The organism is Zobellia uliginosa (genome assembly GCF_900156625.1).
Lineage (GTDB): Bacteria > Bacteroidota > Bacteroidia > Flavobacteriales > Flavobacteriaceae > Zobellia > Zobellia uliginosa.
The window spans coordinates 320526-345754 of the sequence record NZ_FTOB01000002.1; the positions used below are offsets into that span (position 1 = coordinate 320526).

At 41.8% G+C, this 25229-nt stretch carries 14 protein-coding genes; 9 read left to right on the plus strand and 5 right to left on the minus strand.

Going from position 1 to position 25229, the window contains the following annotated elements:
• Positions 1-25 precede the first annotated feature (25 nt).
• The 3 genes from BW980_RS06145 (at position 26) to BW980_RS06155 (ending at position 2557) form a co-directional block, all read left to right on the plus strand.
• Positions 26-1087 carry a family 16 glycosylhydrolase gene (locus tag BW980_RS06145; RefSeq protein WP_245799976.1) on the plus strand — a complete coding sequence of 354 codons (1062 nt, stop codon included), beginning with the start codon at positions 26-28 and terminating at the stop codon, positions 1085-1087.
• Between the two features lie 269 nt (positions 1088-1356).
• Complete coding sequence (locus tag BW980_RS06150) at positions 1357-2262, plus strand: DnaJ C-terminal domain-containing protein (RefSeq protein WP_076454064.1); 906 nt, start codon at positions 1357-1359, stop codon at positions 2260-2262.
• 4 nt (positions 2263-2266) lie between these two features.
• Positions 2267-2557: a chaperone modulator CbpM gene (locus BW980_RS06155; RefSeq protein WP_076454065.1), complete on the plus strand. Its 291-nt coding sequence runs from the start codon at positions 2267-2269 to the stop codon at positions 2555-2557.
• Between the two features lie 36 nt (positions 2558-2593).
• On the opposite strand, the gene BW980_RS06160 is transcribed toward BW980_RS06155, so the two are convergent.
• Entirely contained in the window at positions 2594-6826 is a 4233-nt protein-coding gene (locus tag BW980_RS06160; protein WP_083690380.1) for a two-component regulator propeller domain-containing protein, read from the minus strand.
• A gap of 369 nt (positions 6827-7195) precedes the next feature.
• Here BW980_RS06160 and BW980_RS06165 point away from each other — a divergent pair, with 369 nt between their 5' ends.
• The 6 genes from BW980_RS06165 (at position 7196) to BW980_RS06190 (ending at position 18954) form a co-directional block, all read left to right on the plus strand.
• Positions 7196-9064: a sulfatase-like hydrolase/transferase gene (locus BW980_RS06165; protein WP_076454066.1), complete on the plus strand. Its 1869-nt coding sequence runs from the start codon at positions 7196-7198 to the stop codon at positions 9062-9064.
• 3 nt (positions 9065-9067) lie between these two features.
• The gene (locus tag BW980_RS06170; RefSeq protein WP_076454067.1) at positions 9068-10576 is read left to right on the plus strand and encodes a sulfatase-like hydrolase/transferase; all 1509 of its coding nucleotides are present in this window, start codon (positions 9068-9070) and stop codon (positions 10574-10576) included.
• Positions 10577-10876: 300 nt separating this feature from the next.
• Positions 10877-13918 (plus strand): SusC/RagA family TonB-linked outer membrane protein, encoded by a 3042-nt coding sequence (locus BW980_RS06175; RefSeq protein ID WP_076454068.1) that lies wholly within the window; start codon positions 10877-10879, stop codon positions 13916-13918.
• Between the two features lie 14 nt (positions 13919-13932).
• Entirely contained in the window at positions 13933-15405 is a 1473-nt protein-coding gene (locus tag BW980_RS06180; RefSeq protein ID WP_076454715.1) for a RagB/SusD family nutrient uptake outer membrane protein, read from the plus strand.
• A 132-nt stretch (positions 15406-15537) separates the two neighbouring features.
• Positions 15538-17106 carry a sulfatase family protein gene (locus BW980_RS06185; protein WP_076454069.1) on the plus strand — a complete coding sequence of 523 codons (1569 nt, stop codon included), beginning with the start codon at positions 15538-15540 and terminating at the stop codon, positions 17104-17106.
• Positions 17107-17109: 3 nt separating this feature from the next.
• Positions 17110-18954: an arylsulfatase gene (locus BW980_RS06190; protein ID WP_083690382.1), complete on the plus strand. Its 1845-nt coding sequence runs from the start codon at positions 17110-17112 to the stop codon at positions 18952-18954.
• A 197-nt stretch (positions 18955-19151) separates the two neighbouring features.
• Here the strand turns inward: BW980_RS06190 and BW980_RS23010 are convergent, their stop codons facing one another.
• The 4 genes from BW980_RS23010 to BW980_RS06205 all read right to left on the minus strand — a co-directional run bounded on the left by BW980_RS23010 (position 19152) and on the right by BW980_RS06205 (position 25226).
• Positions 19152-19259: a RagB/SusD family nutrient uptake outer membrane protein gene (locus tag BW980_RS23010; protein WP_139327620.1), complete on the minus strand. Its 108-nt coding sequence runs from the start codon at positions 19257-19259 to the stop codon at positions 19152-19154.
• 34 nt (positions 19260-19293) lie between these two features.
• A complete protein-coding gene (locus tag BW980_RS06195; protein WP_076454071.1) occupies positions 19294-21045 on the minus strand; it encodes a RagB/SusD family nutrient uptake outer membrane protein in 1752 nt (583 codons plus the stop codon).
• A 10-nt stretch (positions 21046-21055) separates the two neighbouring features.
• Positions 21056-24283 (minus strand): SusC/RagA family TonB-linked outer membrane protein, encoded by a 3228-nt coding sequence (locus BW980_RS06200; protein WP_076454072.1) that lies wholly within the window; start codon positions 24281-24283, stop codon positions 21056-21058.
• A gap of 535 nt (positions 24284-24818) precedes the next feature.
• On the minus strand, positions 24819-25226 hold the full coding sequence (locus BW980_RS06205) for a response regulator (protein ID WP_076454073.1): 408 nt from the start codon (positions 25224-25226) through the stop codon (positions 24819-24821).
• Between the last annotated feature and the right edge of the window lie 3 nt (positions 25227-25229).

Genomic DNA, 25229 nt, shown 5'->3' on the forward strand with positions numbered 1-25229 from the left:
TTTTTATTCCTTTTTAAAACTACGTATGAACATGTATTTAATCCATCTGAGGTTGGTCTTTTGTTGTGCCCTTTTGTTGGGGTGTGGCGATAATTCAAAATTTGATAGTACAACGGATTTACCGGTTGAACAAGAACAGGAAACAGAACAAGAGGGAGAACCCGAAGAAAGCTCGGAGCAAGACCTTGATAAGGAGGTTGACTGGAAGGATATTCCCGTACCCGCCGATGCAGGACCGGATATGAAGTGGGAGTTTCAAGAGATTTCCGATAATTTTGAATATGAGGCACCTGCCGATAATAAAGGGAGTGAATTTCTCGAAAAGTGGGACGATTTTTATCACAATGCCTGGGCAGGCCCAGGGCTGACTGAATGGAAACGTGACAGGTCTTATGTAGCCGATGGCGAGCTAAAAATGTGGGCGACAAGAAAACCGGATTCCGATAAAATGAACATGGGGTGCGTTACGTCTAAGACCCGAGTGGTCTATCCTGTATATATCGAGGCAAGGGCAAAGGTCATGAACTCTACCTTGGCCTCCGATGTTTGGCTATTGAGTCCTGATGACACCCAAGAGATAGATATTCTAGAGGCATATGGGGCCGATTATTCCGAAAGTGCCGGAAAGGATCATTCGTATTTTTCTAAAAAGATACATATAAGCCATCACGTCTTTGTTCGAGACCCATTTCAAGATTATCAACCAAAGGATGCCGGTTCTTGGTTCGAAGACGGCACCGTCTGGAACAAAGAGTTCCATAGGTTTGGTGTGTATTGGAGGGATCCATGGCATCTAGAATATTACATAGACGGTGTTTTGGTGAGGACCGTTTCAGGAAAGGACATTATCGACCCCAAACACTTTACGAATACAACGGATTCCGGTAATACGGAAATCGATACCCGCACCGGTCTCAATAAGGAAATGGATATCATTATCAATATAGAAGACCAAACTTGGCGGTCTTCACCGGCCTCGGGTTTACAATCCAGTACCTATACGCCTACGGACAATGAACTGGGCAATATAGAAAACAATACGTTTAGGGTCGATTGGATCAGGATCTATAAACCTGTAGAGAAATAAGAAAATCCTTCTTTTGCTTTGGTAGCGCCCGTGAGCTTATGATTCGGCGCTGTCTAAATAGTTTTATAAAACCATAGGTAGTTCCCCCTTTTGTTCAAACTACTTGCCTATGGTTTTTTTTATGTTTTATTCCAGAAAGATGACCGTGGTCATATGATGTTATTTATCTTTTTCTTTCCGTAAAAACATTGCCCAAAAGGCTTGACCTAGCGCTGATTTTTGGTTAATTTCATGCTGAATTTCACGTCTTCGCTTAAATAAACATCAAGATGGAGTATATCGATTATTACAAGGTTTTGGGCGTACCCAGGAATGCTACTGAAAAGGAAATTAAAAAAGCATACAGAAAACTGGCAAGAAAGTACCATCCTGATGTAAATCCCAATGATGCGGCTGCCGAGAAAAAATTCAAGGAGGCCAACGAGGCGAATGAGGTTTTGGGCGATCCTGAAAAGCGAAAGAAATATGACCAGTACGGAAAAGACTGGATGCATGCCGAAGAATTTGAGAAAGCCAAGGCCCAACAACGGGGCTCTAGGGCAAGTTCAGGACAGCGCCAAGATTTTGGTGGGGGCGATTTTTCCGATTTCTTCGAGTCTATGTTTGGTGGGGGTGGATTTTCCCAAGGAGGCTTTTCCTCTCGGGGCGGACAACAGGTACGGTACAGAGGGCAAGACCTGAACGCCGAACTCCGCTTAAATTTACATGATGCCTATAAAACCCAAAAGCAGACCCTGACCGTAAATGGAAAGAATATAAGAATCACCATTCCCGCCGGAATCGAAAATGGCCAGACTATTAAAATTACAGGGCATGGTGGGCCAGGTCGTAATGGTGGGCCCAAAGGAGATCTTTATCTCACCTTTATCATCGATAACAATACCCCGTTCAAAAGAGACGGGAACCATTTGTACAAGAACGTTGACCTAGACCTGTATACCGCCATCTTAGGGGGTGAAATTACGGTCGATACTTTCGATGGAAAGGCAAAACTCAAGGTCAAACCTGAAACCCAAAGTGGTACTACGGTAAAATTAAAGGGTAAAGGTTTTCCTATCTATAAAAAGGAAGGTCAGTTCGGAGATTTGTTCATTACGTACAATGTGAAGACCCCTACCGGTCTTTCCGATCAAGAAAAGGAACTGTTCAAAAAATTGGCATCCCTTAAAAACTAAGATTATGCAGCAAGAAGAATATGTATCGGTTACCGAATTCTGTAACGGCCATAGTATTTCTACAACGGTCATTAGTCAGTTGAACGAGTTTGGACTTGTAAGGGTCATACAGCGTAGTGATAGCTTGTACATTCCTATGGAAGAGCTTCCCAAGGCCGAAAAAATACTGAGGTTGCACACTGATTTGAATATTAACCTTGAAGGGGTAGAGGTCATTACGCGGCTGCTTGAACGTATCGAACGAACCGAAGAAGAGCTCATAAGGCTTAAGAATAAATTGAGCTTCTACGAGTAAGGCCGTCTTTGTGTACTACGTGGTAAAAGCTTTCGATCAAAGCAGGGGCTCCTTCTTAGGGTTGTCTTGTTGACGCCGTGAGGCCTGATATTCCTTAGGAAGTTCCCCGTATACCTTTTTAAAACATTTGGTAAAATACGAAGCCGTATTGAATCCTGACATGTATAGGATTTCTTTAACGGTCAGATCAGTGGTCTCCAATAACTGTTTCGCCCTTTTAAGCCTGAATCTTCTGATAAATTCCCCAGTCGATAGTCCGGTATATTCCTTGAACTTATTGTAAACGGCACTTCGGCTCATAGAAAGTGCGCTAGTGAGCGATTCTGCATTGAATTCGGCGTCCATTATATTCATTTCGAGCAGTTCTATAACACGGTTCAAGAATTCTTGGTCGGGTGATGTAACCATTATCTCACTTGGCGACAGCGAAACTTCACGTTGCATATAGTTTCTCAACTCCCTGCGGTACTTGAGAATGTTGTTTAGTTTTACCTCTAAATGCTCAAGGTTGAAAGGCTTGGTCAGGTAATCGTCTACGCCTAGTTTTAGCCCTTCGAGCTGGCTCTTGTCGTCAGATTTTGCCGATAGGAAAATAATGGGAATATGATTGTATTCCATCTCCTTTTTTAGTGCTTTGGCAAATGATATACCGTCCATTTTGGGCATCATAATATCACTGATAATAATATTGGGCGTGTGCTCCTTTAAAATTTCCAAGGCTTTATGGCCATTTTCAGCTTCTAAGATTTCGTATTTTTTATAAAGGCCACTTTTGATGAAGGTCCTCAGGTCTGTATTATCTTCAACGACCAATATTACGGGTTTTTTGTCCGTTGTGGTAATTTCGTCCTCCTCGGTTTCAAAACTAACTTCCTTTAAGTGGTCTAAGTTAGGGTGTACCATGGCCTTGGTCGATTCTGAGCCAATAATCTTATCGTCTTTGTAAAAATCGAATTTTTTAGGGAGGAAGAAGATAAAGTTGGCCCCTTTTTTCGTTCCTTTTTCCACTATAATCTCACCGTGGTGACGTTGTACAAGGCTTTTTGTGAGGGCAAGGCCAATACCCATGCCGTAGGTATTCCTATTTTCGGCGCTATCGTCATTAAAGAAACGGTCGAATATTTTTTCGAGACTGGAGGAGGAGATTCCGTTTCCGTTATCGCGAACCTCTATCTTAACGAATTCTTCCTTTGTGGTACCTACATATTTTGAAATGTTGCCGACCACTATGGAAATCTCACCACCATCGGGCGTAAACTTGAATGCATTGGATAGCAGGTTGTTCATGACTTTTTCCAAGGCATCTGGACTAAACCAGGTAATCAGTTCCTCCGTATCGCTGATAAGTGAGAATTGGATCGAACGGTTGGTCGCCAAAAAATCGAAAGAGGCTTTGATTTCCCTTATGTTCTGTAAAATATTGAAGTACCCCACTTCAAGAACCATCTTTTTTTGTTCGATTTTTTGAAAATCAAGAAGCTGGTTGACCAGCCGTAAGAGCAGGGATGAGTTTTTTTGCATGAGCCTGTATTGGTTCAGACGTTCTTTAGGCTCCATAATGTCGTTGTTTTTTTCAAGAAACTGCAAGGGGCCGTTGATCAACGAAAGTGGGGTTCTGAACTCGTGTGAGACATTGGTGAAGAATTCCAGTTTCATTTGGTTGAGTTCATGGGCCTTTTGTTTGGTAAGATGGTCCATGGTGAGTTGGTGTTTCTCCTCGATTCGAATCAGGGTAAATTTACCAAAGGCATAGAGTAATAAAATGACCAAGAGGGTATAAAGGGCATAGGCCCACGGGGTTTTCCAAAAAGGAGGGGTAATGGTTATCTGTAGCACATCGGGTTCTTGGTTCCAGAATCCGTCGCTATTGGCGGCCTTTACCTCAAAATAATAGGTGCCCGGGGCCAAGTTGGTATAGGTAACCAGGTTTCTATTGCTCGGGCTCTCTGACCAATCGTCTTGAAAGCCCCTCAAGCGATATTGATATTGGTTTTTGTTCGGCGACGAAAAGTGAAGGGCCGAAAAACCTAACGATATGTTGTTTTCATTATACCGAAGTTTAAGTTTGTCAGAGGTCAGAATGGTTTGGTCTATAATTTCCTTACCTTCTATTTTTCTATTGGGGGTCAGCTGCTTGTTGTTCAAAAAAAATCGGTCTATGTGTACATCGGGCGGAATGATATTTTGTTTGATGTTCTCCGGATAAAACGTACTAATACCGTTGACACCGCCAAAAATCAGTTCGCCATCGGACCTTTTTAATGATGCCAGTTCATTAAATTCATTGCCCTGAAGGCCGTCTTTGCTGTCATAGTTTTTGAAGGTTTCCTTGATGGGGTCGAATTTAGAGATGCCGCTGTTGGTCGATATCCAGAGATTGCCCTCATGGTCTTCTTCAATGCTTTTAATGACATTGTTGGGGAGGCCATCGGCCTCGGTATAGGTTTTAAAATATTCCTTACCGCTAGCTTCATCTTTAATGTACCGGTTGAGCCCTCCACCTAGGGTTCCGATCCATATGATTCCTTTTGAACTCTCATAAATCGGCAAGATATAGTTGTGGCTTATACCAATGGAATCATTTTCGACTCGCTTATAAGAAACAAATTGGGGGGCGTCGGACAACAGTTGGTCGGCAGATAGTTTGTTCAAGCCTTTACCGGTACCCACCCATAGATTACCCTTACTATCTTCTACGATGTTTCTGATAATGTTACTGGAAATATTATGGCTACTGTCAAAATTTTTTAAAACTGGGTCTGAGGCAGACTTGGCCCGAAAGAGACCTTTGTTGTAGGTTCCGTACCAAACTTGCCCGAACCTATCGGTACACATGCTGAACACCGTGGCATTTGTTTTGTGACTGATTTTTAGCTTGGGGCTTTTTTCAGGGATGGTGATGTCTATTTGATATACCCCTTTGAAACCTGAGTTGCCCAATTCCAATATTTTTCGATTACCAATTTGAACCTCGTTCATACAAAGGGCCGAACTCACTTCGCTTATTTGACGGAAATTAGAGAAAGTACCATCATTATCCTCCTTCAGAAGCATGTTTAATCCTCCTCGCGTGCCGAACCAAAGCGTACCGTTGCTGTCTTCGTAAATCGATTTTATAATATTGTTGCTTAGGGTCCCTTCCCGTAAATTGCCGACATAATGGTTGAACTGTTTACCGTTAAGGTCCAATTTATTGATGCCGGTACCAAAGGTTCCGGCCCAGAGTACCCCTGTTTTGTCAATAAGCAATGACCGGATATAGTTGGAACTCAGGCTTGATGGGTTTTCAAAGCTGTTTTTATAATGCTTTTTCAACAAAAGGGTGTCGGATTTCAGCCAAAATTGGAATAGACCGTGTTTTGTTCCTCCCCATAGTCTGTTCTTGGCATCGACAACCATTTTCACTAAGTTGTGGTCCGCTATTTTTTTAAGCTGTGCATCGTTCGGCCCCTCGGGCTCGATTTGGGTGTAGACCCCGTTCGCTGTAGCAAAGACCATCTGTCCGGAAGGACTTTGGGCAATACTTCGCGCTGGAAAGACATTTTTAAAGGCCTTAATGAGCTGAGGCCGTGGTGCCCGGTCTTGAGGTCTTGTTTTATAAATACCCGTAGCACTGCCCAACCAAACCGCACCGTCACGGTCTTTGAACAAAGAGGTGGGCACGGTTTTGAATATGGCTTGATTGTCGGATAAAGGTGAATTGAAAGCCAAATTTCTATGATCGGCCGAAGTCTGTGCCACTTGCAGGCCCTTGTCCGTTCCGACCCAAAGCCTATTTTTATTATCGACGACCATATGCTTTATAAAGTCGGAAGCAAGCCCGCTATCGTCTTTCCCACCGGCCATATATGTATAGAACTTTCCGGTCTGCCGTTCATAGAGGTTAATGCCGTAACCGACCGTTCCGATCCATAGATTTCCTAAGGTGTCTTCTGCAATGGTACTGATTAAATTCCCGCTTATGGCGTATTCGTTGTTAAGTGAGGGTTTGAATTTTTTGAAAGTGCGTCCATCGTATCGGTTCAGCCCATCGTCGGTACCGATCCAGATATATCCGTAAACATCTTGGTGAAGGGCGAGAACATCGTTTTGAGAGAGCCCGTCATTGCTGTTCAAGTGTTGAAAATAGGTTTCCGTCTGGGCAGTGGCGAACAATGAAATTAAGGAAAGGAACACGATAAGGGCTCTTTTGATATTGCCTGGGCCAGACGGTTGCGATTTTAAAAATGTACCTGAGGTATGGATATTTATTTTTTTTGTTGGATGCATTCTTTCCTTATTGGTGCCAAAAGGATTCTTTATTTGAGGTGCTCAAACAATAAGTAACGAATAAATTTAATCGAACCCATCTATTTTGCCAGCTTTTATCCTTAAAAAAATCAAAAGTGTTATGGTTTTAAACATTTGTTTCGATCCCTACGATCGAAAATAACCTGTAGGGAAGAACAAATGAATTAAAAGGAGAGGGGATTATCTGCTGTTTAGGGTAAAACAACTCTACGATTTCTATACAAAAGACTTTTGTTCTATAATTAAGAGTGATAGTTTTATGGAATACGAAAGATTAATGACATTTTTGGAGAAGGGTTAAAGCACGTCATTTTTAAATTCGATTCTTATTTCAAATATAAAAAACATATGAAGTTACACCTTGTATTTCCCGTACTTGCCATATTACTTAATCTGTGCTGTAAGGAGGAAGAAAAAGTCGATCAAAAACCACCGAATATTGTCTGGATCGTTTCGGAGGATAATTCAAAACACTATTTGAAGTTGTTTGATGCTAACGGAATAGAGACGCCTAATATCGAAGCCTTGGCAGAACATGGTATACAATTCGATCGTGCGTTTTCGAACGCCCCCGTTTGCAGTGTGGCACGGTCTACTATCATATCGGGTTGCTATGCACCTAGAATCGGTGCACAGTTCCATAGGCGTTCAAAATTGGTGCCTATGCCCGATAGCTTACGAATGTTTCCGGCCTATCTCCGTGATGCAGGCTATTATACGGCCAATAATAGCAAGGAAGACTACAACCTTGTAAAAAGTGATGATGCTTGGGACGAATCGTCAGGAAAGGCCACATGGAAAAAACGCAAGGGAGACCAGCCCTTTTTTTATGTACATAATATAGGGACTACCCATGAATCGCGGGTACACTTTCCGGAAAGCGATATGGAAAATGTACCGACCATCGCCCAAGGCGAAAAATTTAAGGTGCAGCCGAATCATCCTGATACTGAGCTTTTCCATTATACGAACGCACGTTATCGCGATAAAATTAAGGAAATGGACGGTCAGTTGGGAGAAGTGGTCAAGGCTCTTGAAGCAGATGGTCTCTTGGAAGACACCTTCATTTTCTATTACGGAGACCATGGCGGGGTATTGCCGGGCAGTAAAGGCTATCTCTATGAAACTGGATTACACGTGCCTATGGTGGTTCGTATTCCCGAGAACTATAAAGATTGGGTCGACTTAAAAATAGGGAGTAAAACCGATCGTTTCGTCAGCTTTATTGATTTGGCGCCAACGGTACTGAACTTGGCGGGCGTTCAAATACCCGAACAAATAGACGGCAAACCGATTTTGGGAAATGGGGTAGACACAAAACAACTAAATCAAGAAAATGTCACTTATGGATATGCCGATCGGTTCGATGAAAAATACGATATGGTACGCTCGCTGCGCAAGGGTAAATACAAGTATATAAGAAATTATCAGCCCTTTAATTTTGATGGTTTGATGAATGAGTATCGTTATAAACAGGCGGCTTACGGCGAATGGGAGAGAATGTACGAAGAGGGAAAGTTAAACGGGCAACAGTCCGCTTTTTTCAAATCGCGGACCCCAGAAATGCTCTACGATGTAGAAGGCGACCCTTATGAAACCGTCAATTTGGCCGGTGACCCTAAATTTGAAGCCAAGCTACAAGAAATGCGCGGTCTACTGAACGACTGGGTCGAAGGTATGCCCGACCTGTCGTTTTATCCTGAATTTTATTTGATAGAAAACGCCTTTGATGCGCCCGTAGAATTTGGGAGGGCACATCAAAAAGAGATTCAAGCGTATATAGCAACGGCCAACTTAATGTTGGAAGATGCAGCGGGTGTACAAGCACAATTAAAAGACTTGCTGCAATCTTCAGATCCATGGCAACGGTATTGGGCATTGATCGTCTGCAGTAGTTTCGGTGACGGCGTAAAGGCCCTTGTCCCCGATATTAAGGAAATAGCAAAAAATGATGGGCAAGCGGTCAATAGGGTAAGGGCTGCGGAGTTTCTGGGAATAACGAAAAGCGGCAATCCGGTTCCTATTATGCTAGAGGCACTTTATTCGGCCCAATACGAGACCGAAGCCCTACTGATCTTAAACTCCATTGTGCTTTTGGGATCACATGACTACGGATATAACTTCCCAATTGACGAGAGTAAGATTTCCCCTGATTTCAGGAAAAAGAAATCGGAGGTCGTCCGCCGATTGAATTTTTTGAAAACCCAATTACGCTAATCTATGGGGTATTGTACATTCGTTATAAAACAAGTATTGCAGGGTAAGAATTTAACCGTTTTTTTCGTACTTATTTTACTTGCGGCAGGAACAATAGGTAGGGCGCAAAAAAAGAAAAAATCGCAAGAGCCGCTCAAGCGCCCTAATGTGATTTTGATTAATGTGGATGATTTGGGATATGGCGATTTATCCTCTTACGGAGGCGAGCTTTTTGAAACACCCAATATTGACAGATTGGCAAAAGAAGGAGTTCGTTTTACCGATGGCTATGTATCGGCCCCGGTTTGTTCACCCAGTAGACATGGTTTGTTATCGGGCGCATATCAACAACGCTTTGGAGTGCAATGGAATCATGATACCTGGAAAATGAAGCATCGTGAAAACGAAGAGGTTGTTCCTAGGTCTCATAAGTTCATCAATCAAGCTTTTTCAGATGCGGGCTATGTTACCGCTATGGCGGGAAAAATCAACTTGCAAGGCTATCCTAAAACAACGTTTGACCATAATTATTCACTTACGGCATCGGGCTCTAATTATTTTCCGGTACCGACCGGAAAGTATTTGGGGGTAGATGATAAACCCGGGGAGAATTCTAAACCTAAAGGAGGTTGGACGCCGATGTTGTGGGGTCCTGAAAGGCCAGGGGAAGAATATCTTACAGACCGTTGTGGAAGGCAATGTATAGAGTTTATAGAAGAACATAAAGATCAACCTTTTTTCTTTTACTTGGCCTTCAATGCGCCACATACGCCACTTCAGGCTAAAAAATCGGACCTGCCTAGGGTAAGCCATATTAAGTCTGAGGTAATGAAATTGTATGCAGCTATGGTTCTTGCTATTGATGATAATGTGGGGCGTATTTTAGATTACCTCGAGAAAGAAAAATTACGGGACAATACCATTGTTGTGTTCGTAAGTGATAACGGCCCAGCCAACCCTATTCACTTGTCGTTACCAACTTGGTGGCCCGAAGATACGCCATATCACCTCTTAGGGCAGCGGGGGCCTCTTTCGGGGTTCAAAGGAAATATGTGGGAAGCGGGAATACGTGTGCCCTACATTATAAGTTGGCCTGCACAATTAGAGCGAGGGCTGGTCTTTAAAAAACCGGTAAGTACCCTTGATCTATATCCGACGCTATGTGCCGCGGCAGATGTCAAAATACCCGATCATACGACCTTGGACGGGGAGAACCTTTTACCCTTTCTCAAAGGAGGATATGAAGAAGATCCCCATCAAGCATTGTTTTGGTATGCCAATAGAATGGGGGCGGCCCGTATGGGAAAATGGAAATTCTTGGTAGAGGATAATAAGCATTATTTATTTGACCTAGAAAATGATATAGCCGAAACTACCGATGTCAGCAGGAAGAATCCAGTGGTGATGCAAACTATTTTTGAAGCCTATATTAATTTTAGGAACGAGATGCCGGCCATGCGTAACCCATTTTTAAGACCTTTGGACCTACCTTCGTCAGATGTGACCGATTTACCCGTTGTGGAAGGGGAATAAAGAAGGGAGGGGCTTCCACAAAAAAATAGAGGGCTTTGCTATTTAGGCAAGGCCCTTTTTGTTTCTCTGTGATCGTGAAAAGTAAATATTATGGAAAAAAATCCTGAATTTTATATCTCAAGGAAAAAGAGTGTGTCGAGATCCTTGGTTTTCTATATGTCAAGCGCCGAATAAGGGCTGGTGTTTTATCTAGGATTGTCAATTTGATAAATTGTTCTAAGGATAAAAACAACTGTTGCATTTTTCTACTAGCAATATTGTCAATTTGGTCGGAACAAAAAACAACAAATGACAACTCTTATGAAAACCACTAATTTTTTTGGGAAAAACATTCGTTTTTCTAGTCAATTTTGGTGCCTTTTTATGTTGTGCTTTTTAGGTGCATTTGCACAAGCGCAAACTGTAAAAGGAACCGTTTCCGATGCCCAAGGACCATTACCGGGGGTCAACGTAATTTTAAAGGAATCATCAAATGGTACCACTACTGATTTTGATGGTAATTTTGTACTTCAAGGTGTATCTAAAGGAGCCACTTTGGTCTTTTCGTACATTGGTTATAAGTCTCAAGAAATAACCGTAACCGGTGCAGACCTTAAGGTAACTATGGAAGAGGATGCACAGGCCTTGGAAGAGGTCGTCGTCGTGGGGTATGGGGTACAGAAAAAGAAAGACCTGACCGGTTCAATTTCTTCCATTAATACCGATGATATTCAAAAGACAAATACCGTTTCGTTAGACCAAGCCATACAAGGTAGGGCGGCAGGGGTGTCGGTATCTGGAACTTCAGGGGCTCCGGGAGCTAGTCCAACCGTTAGGATTAGGGGTACGGGAACCGTAAACAACTCAGACCCCTTATACGTTATTGATGGAGTGCCCATCAACGATATTGCCAACTTCAACATGGCAGATGCGGCATCCATAGATGTGCTTAAAGATGCTTCGGCTACTGCAATTTATGGTTCAAGAGGGGCGAACGGGGTTATTTTGATAGAGACGAAAAAGGGATCGAAGCGAAAGACCACGGTGTCGTACAACGTATATACAGGGGTACAGAACAAAATAGACAATTTAGATGTACTGACGGGGCCGCAGTGGGCTATGTTGGTCAATGAGGCCAATACGAACGACGGGACACCCTTAAATCCTGAATTGGCAAATACAGGGGCATTGCCCACGTATAATTGGAAAGATGCCGCTTACCGTTCCGGTTTTATTCAAGACCATCAATTATCCGTTTCAGGTGGGAGTGAAAAATCGACCTATTACATCTCCTATGGATATATTTCGCAAGACGGTATCCTTAAGGAGTCAGGCTATAGCCGTCACAATTTTAGGGTAAACAATACGTACCAAGTAGGTAAAAAAATTAAAGTAGGTCATAACATTCAATACTCTAATTCAGACAGGACCTCCGTTCCCGAGGTGGGCGGTAACCCTTGGCAGCGTGCGGCTTTTGTAGGCTACGTTACTGATCCCGTTTCCCCGATTTATGCACCTGATGGTAGTTTAGGCATTCCTGGTTATTCTAGTGCCATTAATGCATTAGGACTGGTCGAATACGGAAAAAGAGACCGTATGAAGGAGAGTTTTTTCGGCAACTTATTTGTTGAGCTAGACTTGGCAAAAGGTCTAAAGTTCAAGTCTAATTACGGGTTGGAAATCACAAACGTAAAAAGTGATAATTACGTGCCTGAATATTTTGTGGGACCCACCTATAACAGTCCGGTAAGTCGATATATTCTGAGCCGTTCGGAAAACAGGGTTATGGTACTTTCCAATACTCTTAATTACCTAAAGGTTTTTAAGGATAAACATAATTTTAATGGCTTGCTGGGACAAGAAATCCAAAACCTAAACTCTAACAATGTACAAGCAGAGCGTAGTGAAATCCCTTCAAGTGTAGCTAATCCGACCTTAGGTTCTGGAAATGTATCTACCTCTACCAACAATGGTGGCATCTCCGAATCTAAACTCTTATCCTTCTTCGGTAGACTCAACTATAACTATGATGAGCGCTACCTGATAACCGCTACGTATAGGTTTGATGGGTCTTCACGTTTCGGGGAAAACCAACGCTGGGGTAAGTTTCCTTCCGTGGCTTTAGGCTGGAACGTTCACAACGAACGCTTTTATAATATTGGCTTCTTGGACCAGTTGAAATTTAGAGCAGGTTGGGGAGAAACCGGTAACCAAAATATTCCCAATTCGGCAACCTTCAATACCCTTAACCTGAATACCAATTATATGTATGGTGCCGACGAGACTACTACGGTAGGGGCGGCTCCATTAAGACCCGGTAATCAAGATTTAAAATGGGAAACTACGGTAACGAAGAATATTGGTGTCGACTTAGGACTTTTCAATAACTCGCTTACCCTTACCGCCGATTATTTTATCAAGAATACTACTGACTTGCTTTTGGCCATACCTATTCTTAATACAGCGGGTTATAAGACAAGTCCTTACGGAAATGCAGGTAATATAGAGAACAAAGGTTTTGAACTTACCGCAAATTACAGAAAGAGTTTTGGTGATTTTTCGTTCAGCTTAGGAGGGAACATCTCCTTTGTGAAGAACAAGGTCATTTCTTTGGCCGATGATGGTATCTTGATCGGTAGTAACCGTTCTAAGGATTATAGCCGTACAGAGGCCGGTCACCCTATAGCTTCTTTCTACGGATATGAAATGATCGGTATTTTTCAGACGCAAGATGAGGTCGATAACAGCGCAGTGCTTCCTAAGACCCAACCGGGCGATGTAAAATACAGGGACCTTAACGATGATGGAATTATTAATGATGACGACCGAAAGTATATTGGCTCGCCTTTTCCAGATTACACTTATGGTATAAACCTCGATATGAACTACAAACAGTTCGACTTTTCAATGTTCTTTCAAGGAAGCCAAGGGAACGATATTTTGAACCATACGATTTACTGGTTGGAAGCGGATTTAGGTACCAATATGTCTAGCAATATGTTGAACCGGTGGACAGGGGAAGGAACGTCCAATACTTTGCCTAGGGTAACTTTTGCCAATAACGGTGTAAATATGCCAAAATCTTCTAGTAGATATGTTAAGGACGGTTCTTATTTGAGATTGAAGAATGTACAATTGGGCTATTCCTTACCGCAAGATATGCTTGACAAAACACCAATTTCCAACCTTCGTATTTATTTAGCCGCACAGAATTTGCTCACTTTTACCAAATATGAAGGTATGGATCCAGAAGTAGGTGTAGATACATCTGACAACGGTACCAGTCCTTTAGACATAGGGATTGACAATGGGTTATATCCTTCCGCAAGAACTTTCACATTGGGCTTGAATATTAAATTTTAAAAATGACATTTATTATGATACGATATAGAATGATTAAAAACGGACTCAAGTCTTGTTCCGTGGCCTTGGTCTTTGCGTTAAGTTCATGTAGTAAAGATTATCTTGAAGTAGAACCATCGGGAGAGCCGACTATCGCGAATTTTTATAAAACCCCAGTAGATGCCGAGCAGGCCCTGACGGCAGCCTATTCCCCAATGCGTGAAATGTATTCCCGCGAAAATTTTGGGGCGGCCAATGCAAATGATCTCGTTTTTGGCGATGTAGGTACCGATGACATATTAAAAGGAGGCGCAAGGGTAAATGATGGCCCACACCTGTATGAAAAGGAAATATTTAGTCTTACGACCTCTAATTCCGCTGTAGAGAAACTATGGCAAGTGAATTATAAAGGGGTACTTTATGCCAATTTGGTTCTAGAAAATGTGCCTCTTATAGAATTTGACGATGAAGAGAGGAAAAAGGATATTATTGCCGAAGCCCATTTTTTGCGGGCCTACTATTATTTTGACCTGGTAAATACTTTTGGAGGTGTACCAATAATAGATAAACCATTAGAGCCTGGGGAATACAACGTAGCACGTTCCTCAACCGAAGAAACATACAACTTTATTGAAGAGGACTTGAAAAAAGCAATTACTGAATTGCCTTCCAGGTTCGATAAAGGAGCTGATTATTTGGGGCATGCCGACAAAGGTGCCGCCCTGGGGCTAATGATGCGTGTAGCGCTCTACCAGAATAAAATGGACCAAGTTAAAACCTATGGGGAACAGTTATTTGAATTACCTTACGTACTAGCAGATTATGCTACGATCTTTGAGCCTTCCGGTGAGTGGAATACAGGGTCAATATTTGAAGTTAATTTTTCGTCGAATTCAGACAAATTGGGAACTCTAATTCCTCGTATGATCGGTGCAAGAAAGAAGGGTGGCGTTGGTTTTTCCCAGATTAAAGAAGACTTAAGAAATGAGTTTGAACCTAACGACCCTAGATTTGACGCCTCTTTTTATAACGTCCCGGGTGGGTATGGAACGGAGTGGTATATTAGGAAGTATTCCATAGCTCCATTTAGTGAAAACCCGAAACCTTCGGTGGGTGGAAATGGAAATAGTGGCAATAACATTAGAATCATCCGTTTGTCCGATGCTTATTTAATGTATGCCGAAGCTATTTACGATACCGACCCCACAACCGCTATAGGCTATGTAAATAAGGTAAGGCAGAGGGCAAGGGGCGATAATGACGCTTCCGTTGTGCCGGATTTGGACGGCAGTCTAAGCGGACAAGCTTTGTTGGATGCCATTTATCACGAGCGCAGGGTTGAATTGGCAGGCGAAGGCTTCCGGTATCATGATCTAATTAGAACCGACAGGGCGGAGGCTTTGTTGGGGCCCTTGGGCTTTAAAAAAGGACTGCATGAGATTATGCCTATACCTTTGTCACAAATAGATTTGTCACAGGGCGTGTTAACACAGAACCCTGGATATTAAAAATGAAAGTATGAATGCACCTTTTCTGGGTAAAGACAAGAGAGGTGCATTTCATTCAAATAAATCGCATAATCCCTTACTTTGCGAAACTATCGATAACTGAAGAAGGCTTATGTATAAATTCGTTGAGATATGAAAAATAAAGGTACGTTGATGTTAATTTTTCTGGTTGTGTTCATGGTTGGAAAACGTGTTTTGGGACAGAGTGATGATAGGCCCAATATCATATTTCTTCTTTCAGATGACCAGACCAGTGTGGCTACCGGTTGTTACGGAAATGACCAAGTGAAAACGCCCAATATGGACCGGCTGGCCAAAGATGGTGTGCTATTTCTCAATCATTATAATACGACCTCTATATGTATGGCCAGTAGGGCCAATATTTTAACGGGGATGTATGAGTACAAAACCGGGTGTAATTTTATGCATGGTGATTTAGCCGTTGATAAGTTCGAAAATTCCTATCCGGTTTTGTTGAAAGAAGCGGGATATTTTACGGGCTTTGCGGGCAAGGTTGGATTTGTTCTTGAAGGGGAAGGTTCAGAAAAAATTGAAGATGGATTGCCAGTAGGTTATTTTGACAAATGGGGCGGAGGACCCGGACAGACCATTTATGAGACGGTCAAGAACCCGACTATAGCGGAATATGCCGAAGAATATCCGCACAGCACACGGGCCTATGGCGCATGGGCGGGCGACTTTATCAAGGAAGCAAAAAGCTCGGGAAAGCCCTTCTGCATGTCCATTAGTTTTAAGGCGCCTCATTTGCCTTTTACACCCGATCCTTTCTTTGACGGGGTCTATGCCGGACAAACCTATAAAAAACCCGATAATTACGGAGCGGAAAATGCTACCCATTTGGCACCCCAGGCAAAATCGGGGCGACAGTATAATTCATATAATTTTTGGAGGGAGTCGGAAGCTTCCTATCAAGAAGCGATCAGAAAATACAACCAATTGATCCATGGTGTGGATTATGCTATCGGAATGATTCGTAAATCCTTGGTAGAACAGGGCCTCGATAAAAATACCATCATCATATTTACCAGTGATAATGGTTATAGCTGTGGAGCCCATAACCTAGGGGGAAAGGTACTGCCGTATGAGGAGGCTTCCAGGTCGCCATTTATTATTTACGATCCACGAACGCCCCAAAGTCAACGCGGCATTAAAAGGAAGACCGTAACGGCCAATATAGACGTAGCTCCAACTATCCTAACGTATGCGGGAGTCGATATTCCCAAAAATATGGATGGCGAAAACTTGTTGCCTCTAATAGATAGGGAAGGGGGAATCAAAAGAGACCATATTGCGCTGACCAATATGTGGGGAAACGATGAAATTCAAGCGCTATCGGTGGTTACCGAAGACTATAAATACATTTACTGGCAATATACCGATGAACGCATGCAGCCCACGGAAGAGCTCTTTCATATTGCCGTAGATAAACTGGAAATGCACAACTTGGCACAAGACGAAGCGTATAAGGCAGAGTTGAAGAAAATGCGCAAACTTTACGATAAACGATATCGACACTTGGTAAAAGAAGGTATGAAAGCCAACGATTACGGAAAATACACTGTTTTATTCGATAGAAAAGCTCCAGAGAGTCAGAAGAACCAGTATCGTCAACTTACCTATGCGAAGTTGCTTGAGCAAGAAGCCGAAAAGAAGAAAAACAAGAACACTCATAAAAATTAATAAATGGGAATATTAAGTAAAGTAATGTACGCATGGGCCTTAGGTTCTAGCCTTTTGGGTACGATGGCAATGGCACAAACAGATAAAAAGCCAAATGTGATTATAATTTTGACCGATGATCAAGGCTATGGGGATATTGCGGCCCATGGTAACAAGGTCATTCAAACGCCGACAATGGACAAGCTGCACGATGAAGGCGTCCGTTTCACGAATTTTCATAGTGGAACGACCTGCGCGCCGAGCCGGTCGGGCTTATTAACGGGAGCGGACGGTAACCGTGCGGGAGTATGGCATACCATTGGTGGCGCCAGTTTGCTTCGTGAGAAGTTTGTATTGATGCCCCAGGTCTTTGAGGATAACGGATATGCTACCGGAATGTACGGAAAATGGCATTTGGGCGATGCCTATCCGTACCGTCCCCAAGATAGAGGGTTTCAAGAAACCGTAGTACACGGTGGTGGAGGTGTAGGCCAAACACCCGATTATTGGCAGAACAATTATTTTGATGATACCTACTGGCGAAACGGGGTTCCAGAGAAGTTTGAAGGCTATTGCACCGATATCTTTTTCTCGGAGGCAATGGATTTTATGGAAAGAAAAAAAGACCATCCTTTTTTCCTCTATATCTCATTGAACGCCCCTCATGGTCCATTGAACGTACCCCAAAAGTATTACGATATGTACAAGGGCGAAAAGACCATCAACGATGACCAAAAGGCCTATTATGGTATGATCACCAACATAGATGACAATATTGCCCTTCTAGATAAAAAACTGGAGGTTTTAGGTTTGAAAGACAATACCATTTTGATTTTCATGACCGATAACGGTACCCAGACGGGACATAAAGTGGTTAAAGGAAAAGTTCAAGGTTATAACGCAGGTATGCGTGGGCATAAGGGTTCACAATATGAAGGCGGACATCGTGTCCCTTTCTTAATGCGTTGGAAAGACGGTAAGCTAACAGGGGGGCGCTCGATCGATCAACTGGCTATGAATTTTGATGTGCTTCCTACCTTGATCGACCTATGTGATTTGGGGAAAGTTCCAAATCTAGGTTATGATGGAAAAAGCTTGGCGCCCTTGTTGAACAAGGAAGTGGAGAAGCTTCCGCACCGCTATTGCGTAGTAGACAACAATCGTTTACAGCAACCTGTAAAATGGAGGATGAGTGCTGTTATGGATGACGATTGGAGACTTATAGATGGCAAAGAACTATATCATATTAGGAAAGATCCCGGACAAGAAAAAGACATCGCTTCAAAACATCCTGAAAAGGTAAGGGAGATGCGTGAAGCCTATGAAAAGTGGTGGGACTATACGTCTCGGGATTTTTCGCACTATGAGGCTTATAAAATTGGAGTGCCTACCATTCAAGAAACCGCGATTACCGTTCATGACCTGCATAGTTCGGATCCCATAGCATGGAACCAATCGTATATCCGAAATCCTGAATCTGGTAAAAAGCCGGCTTTTGCCGATGGGTTTTATATGATAGACGTACAACGCGACGGATATTATGAAATTGAGTTGCGAAGATGGCCCAAGGAATCGAACTTGGCATTTAATGCTACACCACCACAGCTCGGACAGGCCGAAAAATGGTACAACGTTCGGCCAGAAGGGGTGTCGTATCCGCTAAAAAGTGCAAGTCTAGATATTGACGCACTGCATCTGGATAGTCCCGTTGACATGAAGTCAACTAACGTAACCTTTAAGACGTATTTGGTGAAAGGCCGTAAGCATTTAAAAGCGAATTTTACTAGGGAAGATGGTGTTCGTTTTGGAGCGTTTTATGTCTATTTGAGAAAGGTAGGGGCCTTATCTGACCAAAAGGATACCAAATAGTGAAGAGATTGTATTAGGGTATTGTAATATATGAAAACAGGGAGCCGATTTATAAAAGGAGGCTCCCTGTTTTTATTTTGTGCTTTTTGGGTTCTTCTATTTTAGGCAAAAAAAGCCAGGGAACCCTAAGGCTCCCTGGCAACAAACTAACTCAACAAACAACTCAATATAAATTTTTTATAAGGTGTTCAATACTTTTAGTAACCGGCGTTTTGAAGCATTGAAGGAGCTTTTTCAACCTCGGACTGTGGTATGGGCAGGTAATATTGCCGGATGAACCATGGTCGTTGTATTATATTCTTCATTGGTCAAATTACCGTCTGCAGCCTTAAGTTTTAATTAATAACCTTCGTTTTGAATAAGCGCCTCGGTTCTATTTATTTCTGATTGTGGTATTGGCAAGTAGTACTGTTTTTTATCAAATGGTCTTGTTTCAATTGTAAATTCTTCAAAAGAAACATTTTCATCAAGATCTTTTGTCCAGCGCAGACCTTTTACGTCAAAACCAAGATTATCTTCATTTAACCAACGTCTTTCGTCAAAGAAGTTATGACCTTCAAAGGCAAGCTCTACCCGTCGCTCTCTTTTTATTGCTTCTAATAGTTCTGGACCACTAGCTGTAATAGCTGGTTGCAAGGCCCTTTCAGAAACCCTACTTACATATCTTCTTGCCGTCTCTTCATCACCAGCTCTAAAGGAAGCCTCTGCATAATTTAGATAAATTTCTGCAAGTCGATAGATGATATAGGGTCTACCCGGGCTAGCTTGTTTTACATCTGTACCCAATGCCTCATTTTGAAATTTACGTATTCCATATCCAGTTGTAGATCCGTGTCTAAAGTTTCCTAAGGTCTGCTGGTCTTGTGAAAAAGAATCTAAACCATCTGGGACAACGGTGTTATCTAAAGAAATAGCGTAATCAATAGGTCTTCCTCTAAATATAGCTCCTTGGTAATTGATATTGGCGTAAAAACGCATTTCGCGATTCTCGTAAGGGTTTGCTGCATCATAGGAAGGACTATCCGTAGTATTACCGTCATCCATATTATAAATTAAGGTGTGGTTGTGCAATGGTGTAGAAAGATTCCATCCATCAAAACCTCTAGGCGATTGCGCATTGTCAGGTTGGGTCGTTACATCGGTGCCGAAGCCAAAAACAGTTCCCCCAAACGGTCTTGCGAATAAGATATCTTGATTTGCTGATAAAAATAGATCTTGATAAGCCTTAGCATCGGGAGTACTTATCAAATCTCGATCCCCTACCAAATCAATGACTGCTTTAGCAGCATCCGCAGCATCTTGCCATTTGTTGGCCTTGTCATAGGTGTACAATTCCAAATTAGATGTTTGCGGAGCCATAGACGGGTCGTGCAAATCACTCGCTGCATATAACAAAGTTCTAGATTTCAATGCCAACGCAGCCAATCTTGTAGCTCTGCCAAATTCTCCACTTTCTCTAGTTAGTGGTAAAAGTGGGGCGATTTCATCAATTTCACTAACAATAAAATCTACGACTTCTTGATAACTATTACGTGGAATATTAAAGTCGTCATCTAGCGTTGTAGCCGAGGTTAATAATGGTACGCCCCCAAAGAACTTTAATAGTTTTGAATACTGATTAGCCCGTAAAAAACGCATCTCAGCCTTTAAGGCTTCTATTTCATCAGGATGATTTATTTGGGCCTCGCTACCTTCAACCAATTCTAAGAATACATTGGCTTGTCTTACATAGGTGTAAAGGTCTTGCCATTTTTGACCTAACTGTCCTACATTTTGAGAAGACCAACCCCTAAGAACTCTAAAGATGTCCAAGGCTTGTGTTGCTGCGTTGAAATTCATTCTAGCTTCAATGGATGCTATTTCCACATTCATGTAACGTGCCCAAAACTGGGAGCCAGCCCCAAATGACTCTGTACTGTTATAAGTAGTAAGTAATAACAGTTCAACTTGTTCTGGTGTACTCAATACCAAATCACTGGCAAATGAGTCCCTTACGTCTATATCCAAGCTTTCTTCACAACTGCTAAAGGTCATAAAGAATGCTATCAGCATGATAATGCTTATTTTTTTTATTGCTTTAATATTTCTCATAATTCTTTTTTTAGAAACTAAAATTAACACCCAAAGTATATGTTTTTAGAGGAGTATATTGTGCTCCCCTAAAATTGTTATACCCTGTAGCTTCAGGATCGAGGCCCAAGTCCCAGATATCTGAGAAGAAAGTGGCTAGGTTAAACCCTCTGGCAAACAGGCGAACATCAGCAAATTTGATAACATCGCTTTTTAAGGTGTACGAAAGTTCCACTTCTTTTAGGCGCACAAAAGAGGCGTCAAAATAGTAAAGGTCAGCAAAACCATCAGTACCGTCTATTTGCCCTCCACTAATGGCATCTCCTTGTGCAAACGCTCTTGGATAGATTGAGTTAGTGTTGTTTGGCGTCCATCTTTCATTGAATACAAATTCTGGTTTTGCGCCTGATTGATCAAAGAATACCAATGTTTCTGCTTCAGCTTGCCCTTGAAACAAGAAATTAAAACCAAAAGATTTGTAATTGAAGCCCCCATATATACCGTATTGTATTTGTGGAATGTTTGAAGTTGATGTTCTGATAAAATCATTTCCATCAACTACACCATCATCATTTACATCTATGTAAATCGGTTCTCCCGGCACAGTGCCCTCTCTTTTAATGGAAGTAGCATCAACCTGGGCTTGGTCTTTAAAGATTCCATTTGTCGGGAAGACCCTATTATAGGAGTCTATGGGTTTACCTGCTTGCTTTTGGGAATCTAAGATATTTTCTCCCTCAGGCAAAGAAACTACTTCGTTACGAGCATTTGTAAAATTCACTCCTAAATTATAAGAGAAGTTATCGGTTACTTCGTCATTCCAGGCTAATTCAAATTCGTAACCCCAGCTTCTGGTCTTACCTATGTTTTCAGCCGGAATTTGACTGTTCTGTAACCCTATAAACCCAGGAATAGCTCCTGATCTATTCACTAAAATATCTGATCTATCTTGTTCGTAGTAGTTGAAATCACCTGATAATTTATTGTCGAACAATGTAAAGTTCAAACCAATATTCCATAGCTGTGCAGTCTCCCAAGTAACATCGGGGTTAGCTAGCCTAGCAAGATTGTAGGTATTGACAAAACTTTCACCACCTTCTCCCAATACGTAATAATTTGGGAACCTTGTGCCTAATGGATTAATTGCGTTACCTGTATTCGTTCCAAGATCGAACAAGGAAAGGAATTGGTTCGCACCAATACGGTCGTTACCCATTTTTGACAAAGAAGCCCTAAGTTTTAAACCATCGATCCAAGCTACATTCTCTAAAAAACTTTCTTTATCCATCGCCCATGAGACTGCAGCACTTGGAAATGTCCCATAACGATTGCCTTCACCAAATCTACTGGACCCATCATATCGCATTGTGAAGTCAATAAAGTATTTTTTCTTAAAATCATATGATAGGGACCCAAAGAAATCTTGTCTTTTGAACTCAGAACTTGTTCCGCCTGAAGCCTGTCTATCATCATTATTACCTTGAAATAATTCTCCTCTTCTAGCATCAGGAAATCCACCAACTTTAGTAGCAAAGAAATTGTTTGAAGCATTATTCAATCTTTCCATTCCTATGAAGGTGCTTATAGAGTGCACGCCGAAGGTGTTATCGTAATGTAAACGTGCATTATAGATTTGTTCATCAAATTTGCTAAATCTCTCTGTCAAGATACGTTCAGTTCCTTGTTGGTTGGATCCAATTCTTGGCTCAAAAGTACCATCATCCAATTGCGCATAAAAAGTCCATGGCGAATACCAAGATTTTGAATTGGTTTCAATTTTCCTGAATCCTGTAAATCCTTTTATACTTAAACCCTTTAAAACTTTATCCAAGTTCCAATCTGCCGTGAAACGACCTGTTGTCGTGTTTGTAAAATTATCTTCAAAACCAGAGGCGTTGCTTGAAGTTAAAATAGGGTTACCTTCATCACCTCCCCGTGCAGGAAGACCATTAGGGTATCTTGCAATTTCATTTGGCGGTAGAGCAAAAATTAATTTATAAATATTATTTGCGTTAACACCTGGCGCCGTCCTTTTACCAAAACGTGTAGCCAAATCTACTCCTAGTTTAAAGCTGTCCGATAAATTGACATCTATATTAGAACGTAGTTGGTATTGCTTAAAACCTAAAGCACCTGATTTATATAAACCTTTTTGGTCTATAAAATCACCACTTACAAAATACTTTGCTTTTTCGGCACCTCCAGAAACAGAAAGAGAGGTTCTAGATTCGGGAGAAGTCTTTGCCAATACCTCATCGGCCCAATCCGTATTTGGAAAACCTGCAATATCCTCAGGTGTAAATACAAGATCTGCATCAGCACCATTAACTCTTGCATTTATTTCATTCTCGTAGGTTGCAAACTGGTTTACATCCATCAATTCTGGCCGTTTGGTAAATGATGAAACGTTGTAAGCATGAGAGAAATTGATTTTCGGCTTTCCTGATTTACCTCTTTTCGTAGTTACCAAAATTACCCCGTTGGCTGCTCTAGAACCATAAATTGCAGCGGCACCATCTTTAAGTACCGTAAGTGATTCAATATCTTGCGGTGCTAATTGAGAGAATGAACCTGAGGGAACACCATCTATAAGAATCAACGGAGTGTTATTACCTAAGGTAGATTTTCCCCTGATCAAGATCGTAGTAGCATCATCGTCTGTACTGCCACCGCCGCCATTGCCTGCACCTGGTACACCACCACGGTCACTAATAATTAGACCAGAAGCCCTACCTGCCAGGGATTTGGCAACATCTTTACTTGAGGATTGTTCAATTGCTTTGTTATCAATAGTACTTACCGATCCTGTTACTTCTCCTTTTTTCTTGGTTGAATACCCCAATACAACCACTTCTTCAAGTTTGGCCGCATCTTCTTCTAGTGTAACGTTAATTTCAGTTTGGCTACCAACTTTAATTTCTTTTGAAGAATATCCTATATATGAGTATACTAGGGTAGTTTCCGCATCTACTTCTATGTTATAATTACCATCAAAATCTGTAGAAGTACCTTTGGTACTTCCTTTAACAAGAATGGTTACACCGGCCAATGGTCCCATGGCATCCGATACGGTACCGGATACCGTCCGTTGGACTGGGGGGGCGGTGAGGTCGTTTTCTAAAGGCGATTCCGTAGTCTTCGAAAATGCGTGTGATTGCATTGGAATCGTTACTGCTAAGATTATCGCGAATTTGAGAACGAGTAATCTTTTGATGGAGTTGCTTGGGCAGCCCGCATCAGTAAACCATTTGATTTTCATAAATTTGAATTAGTTAGAGTTAAACATGCCCCAGGATCAATGGGGTAATACTTTACATCATGCTTGGCATGAAATTCTAAAGGGGAATGTTGGCGCATTCTCCTTTTTTTGGTCGGTTACATCTTGTGTTTTTTTTTCTTAGGGTTCAACATTTTAATGTGTTAGGTCGAAATATGAATTTGATAATATGCAATTGAATTTTACAAAAGAAGCATAAAAAAAGAGGGAAGCATTTGCGAAATTTAACTAGCGGTAACACTATTTTACCATTTTTTGGGTTAGATGATGGTAATAGTGTTAAAAATTCAGTTTATGAAGGGGAATGGAAGCCTTAATCGTTTGGTAGATTTCTATTTTTTGAAGAAAAGTCTTTCTTCGCGCTTATCGGTCGAAGGGTAGGGGAGGTGTTCCTTTAAACAAAGAAAGCTGACCAGAAAGGCTTGATGACCTTCTAGTTAGCTTTGTTGTGATCTTTATAAAACGATAGGGCCTGATATAGGCGAAAATGGATAAGCAGCTTAATATAGGTTTAAAGCTAGCTGGCTTTCAGTTGGGTAAATACGAGTTCGAGCTGTTCGGTTTTTATGGGTTTTACAAAATAGTCGCAAATTTCATTTGCCCTTTTCGCCCTGTCGATGTCAATGGGGTCCAAGGAAGAAGAAATCATATAGATGCTTATCTTCTTTTTGAGTTGGTGCCTGATCTTATCGAACTCCTTTAAAAACTGAAATCCATCCATAACCGGCATATCGATGTCAAGAAAAATAACATCGGGTAATTCGGTGTCACTATCAAGGTGGTCGGTTATATAATTGAGGGCCTCTTCTCCATCCTCAAAGTCTAGGGTTTTTGCGTCTAAACGCATATTTTCCATTTTTTTCACAACGGTATATCGATAGATGTAATCATCATCGATAATACAGATTTTCGGGGTTTTACTCATGTG

Excerpts from the sequence above, each read along its gene's own strand:
- BW980_RS06190 (WP_083690382.1), top strand. The coding sequence starts at position 17,110 with ATGGGAATATTAAGTAAAGTAATGTACGCATGGGCCTTAGGTTCTAGC.
- BW980_RS06195 (WP_076454071.1), bottom strand. The coding sequence starts at position 21,045 with ATGAGAAATATTAAAGCAATAAAAAAAATAAGCATTATCATGCTGATA.
- BW980_RS06155 (WP_076454065.1), top strand. The coding sequence starts at position 2,267 with ATGCAGCAAGAAGAATATGTATCGGTTACCGAATTCTGTAACGGCCAT.
- BW980_RS06145 (WP_245799976.1), top strand. The coding sequence starts at position 26 with ATGAACATGTATTTAATCCATCTGAGGTTGGTCTTTTGTTGTGCCCTT.
- BW980_RS06185 (WP_076454069.1), top strand. The coding sequence starts at position 15,538 with ATGAAAAATAAAGGTACGTTGATGTTAATTTTTCTGGTTGTGTTCATG.
- BW980_RS23010 (WP_139327620.1), bottom strand. The coding sequence starts at position 19,259 with ATGAAGAATATAATACAACGACCATGGTTCATCCGGCAATATTACCTG.
- BW980_RS06165 (WP_076454066.1), top strand. The coding sequence starts at position 7,196 with ATGAAGTTACACCTTGTATTTCCCGTACTTGCCATATTACTTAATCTG.
- BW980_RS06205 (WP_076454073.1), bottom strand. The coding sequence starts at position 25,226 with ATGAGTAAAACCCCGAAAATCTGTATTATCGATGATGATTACATCTAT.
- BW980_RS06180 (WP_076454715.1), top strand. The coding sequence starts at position 13,933 with ATGATACGATATAGAATGATTAAAAACGGACTCAAGTCTTGTTCCGTG.
- BW980_RS06170 (WP_076454067.1), top strand. The coding sequence starts at position 9,068 with ATGGGGTATTGTACATTCGTTATAAAACAAGTATTGCAGGGTAAGAAT.
- BW980_RS06175 (WP_076454068.1), top strand. The coding sequence starts at position 10,877 with ATGAAAACCACTAATTTTTTTGGGAAAAACATTCGTTTTTCTAGTCAA.
- BW980_RS06200 (WP_076454072.1), bottom strand. The coding sequence starts at position 24,283 with ATGAAAATCAAATGGTTTACTGATGCGGGCTGCCCAAGCAACTCCATC.
- BW980_RS06160 (WP_083690380.1), bottom strand. The coding sequence starts at position 6,826 with ATGCATCCAACAAAAAAAATAAATATCCATACCTCAGGTACATTTTTA.
- BW980_RS06150 (WP_076454064.1), top strand. The coding sequence starts at position 1,357 with ATGGAGTATATCGATTATTACAAGGTTTTGGGCGTACCCAGGAATGCT.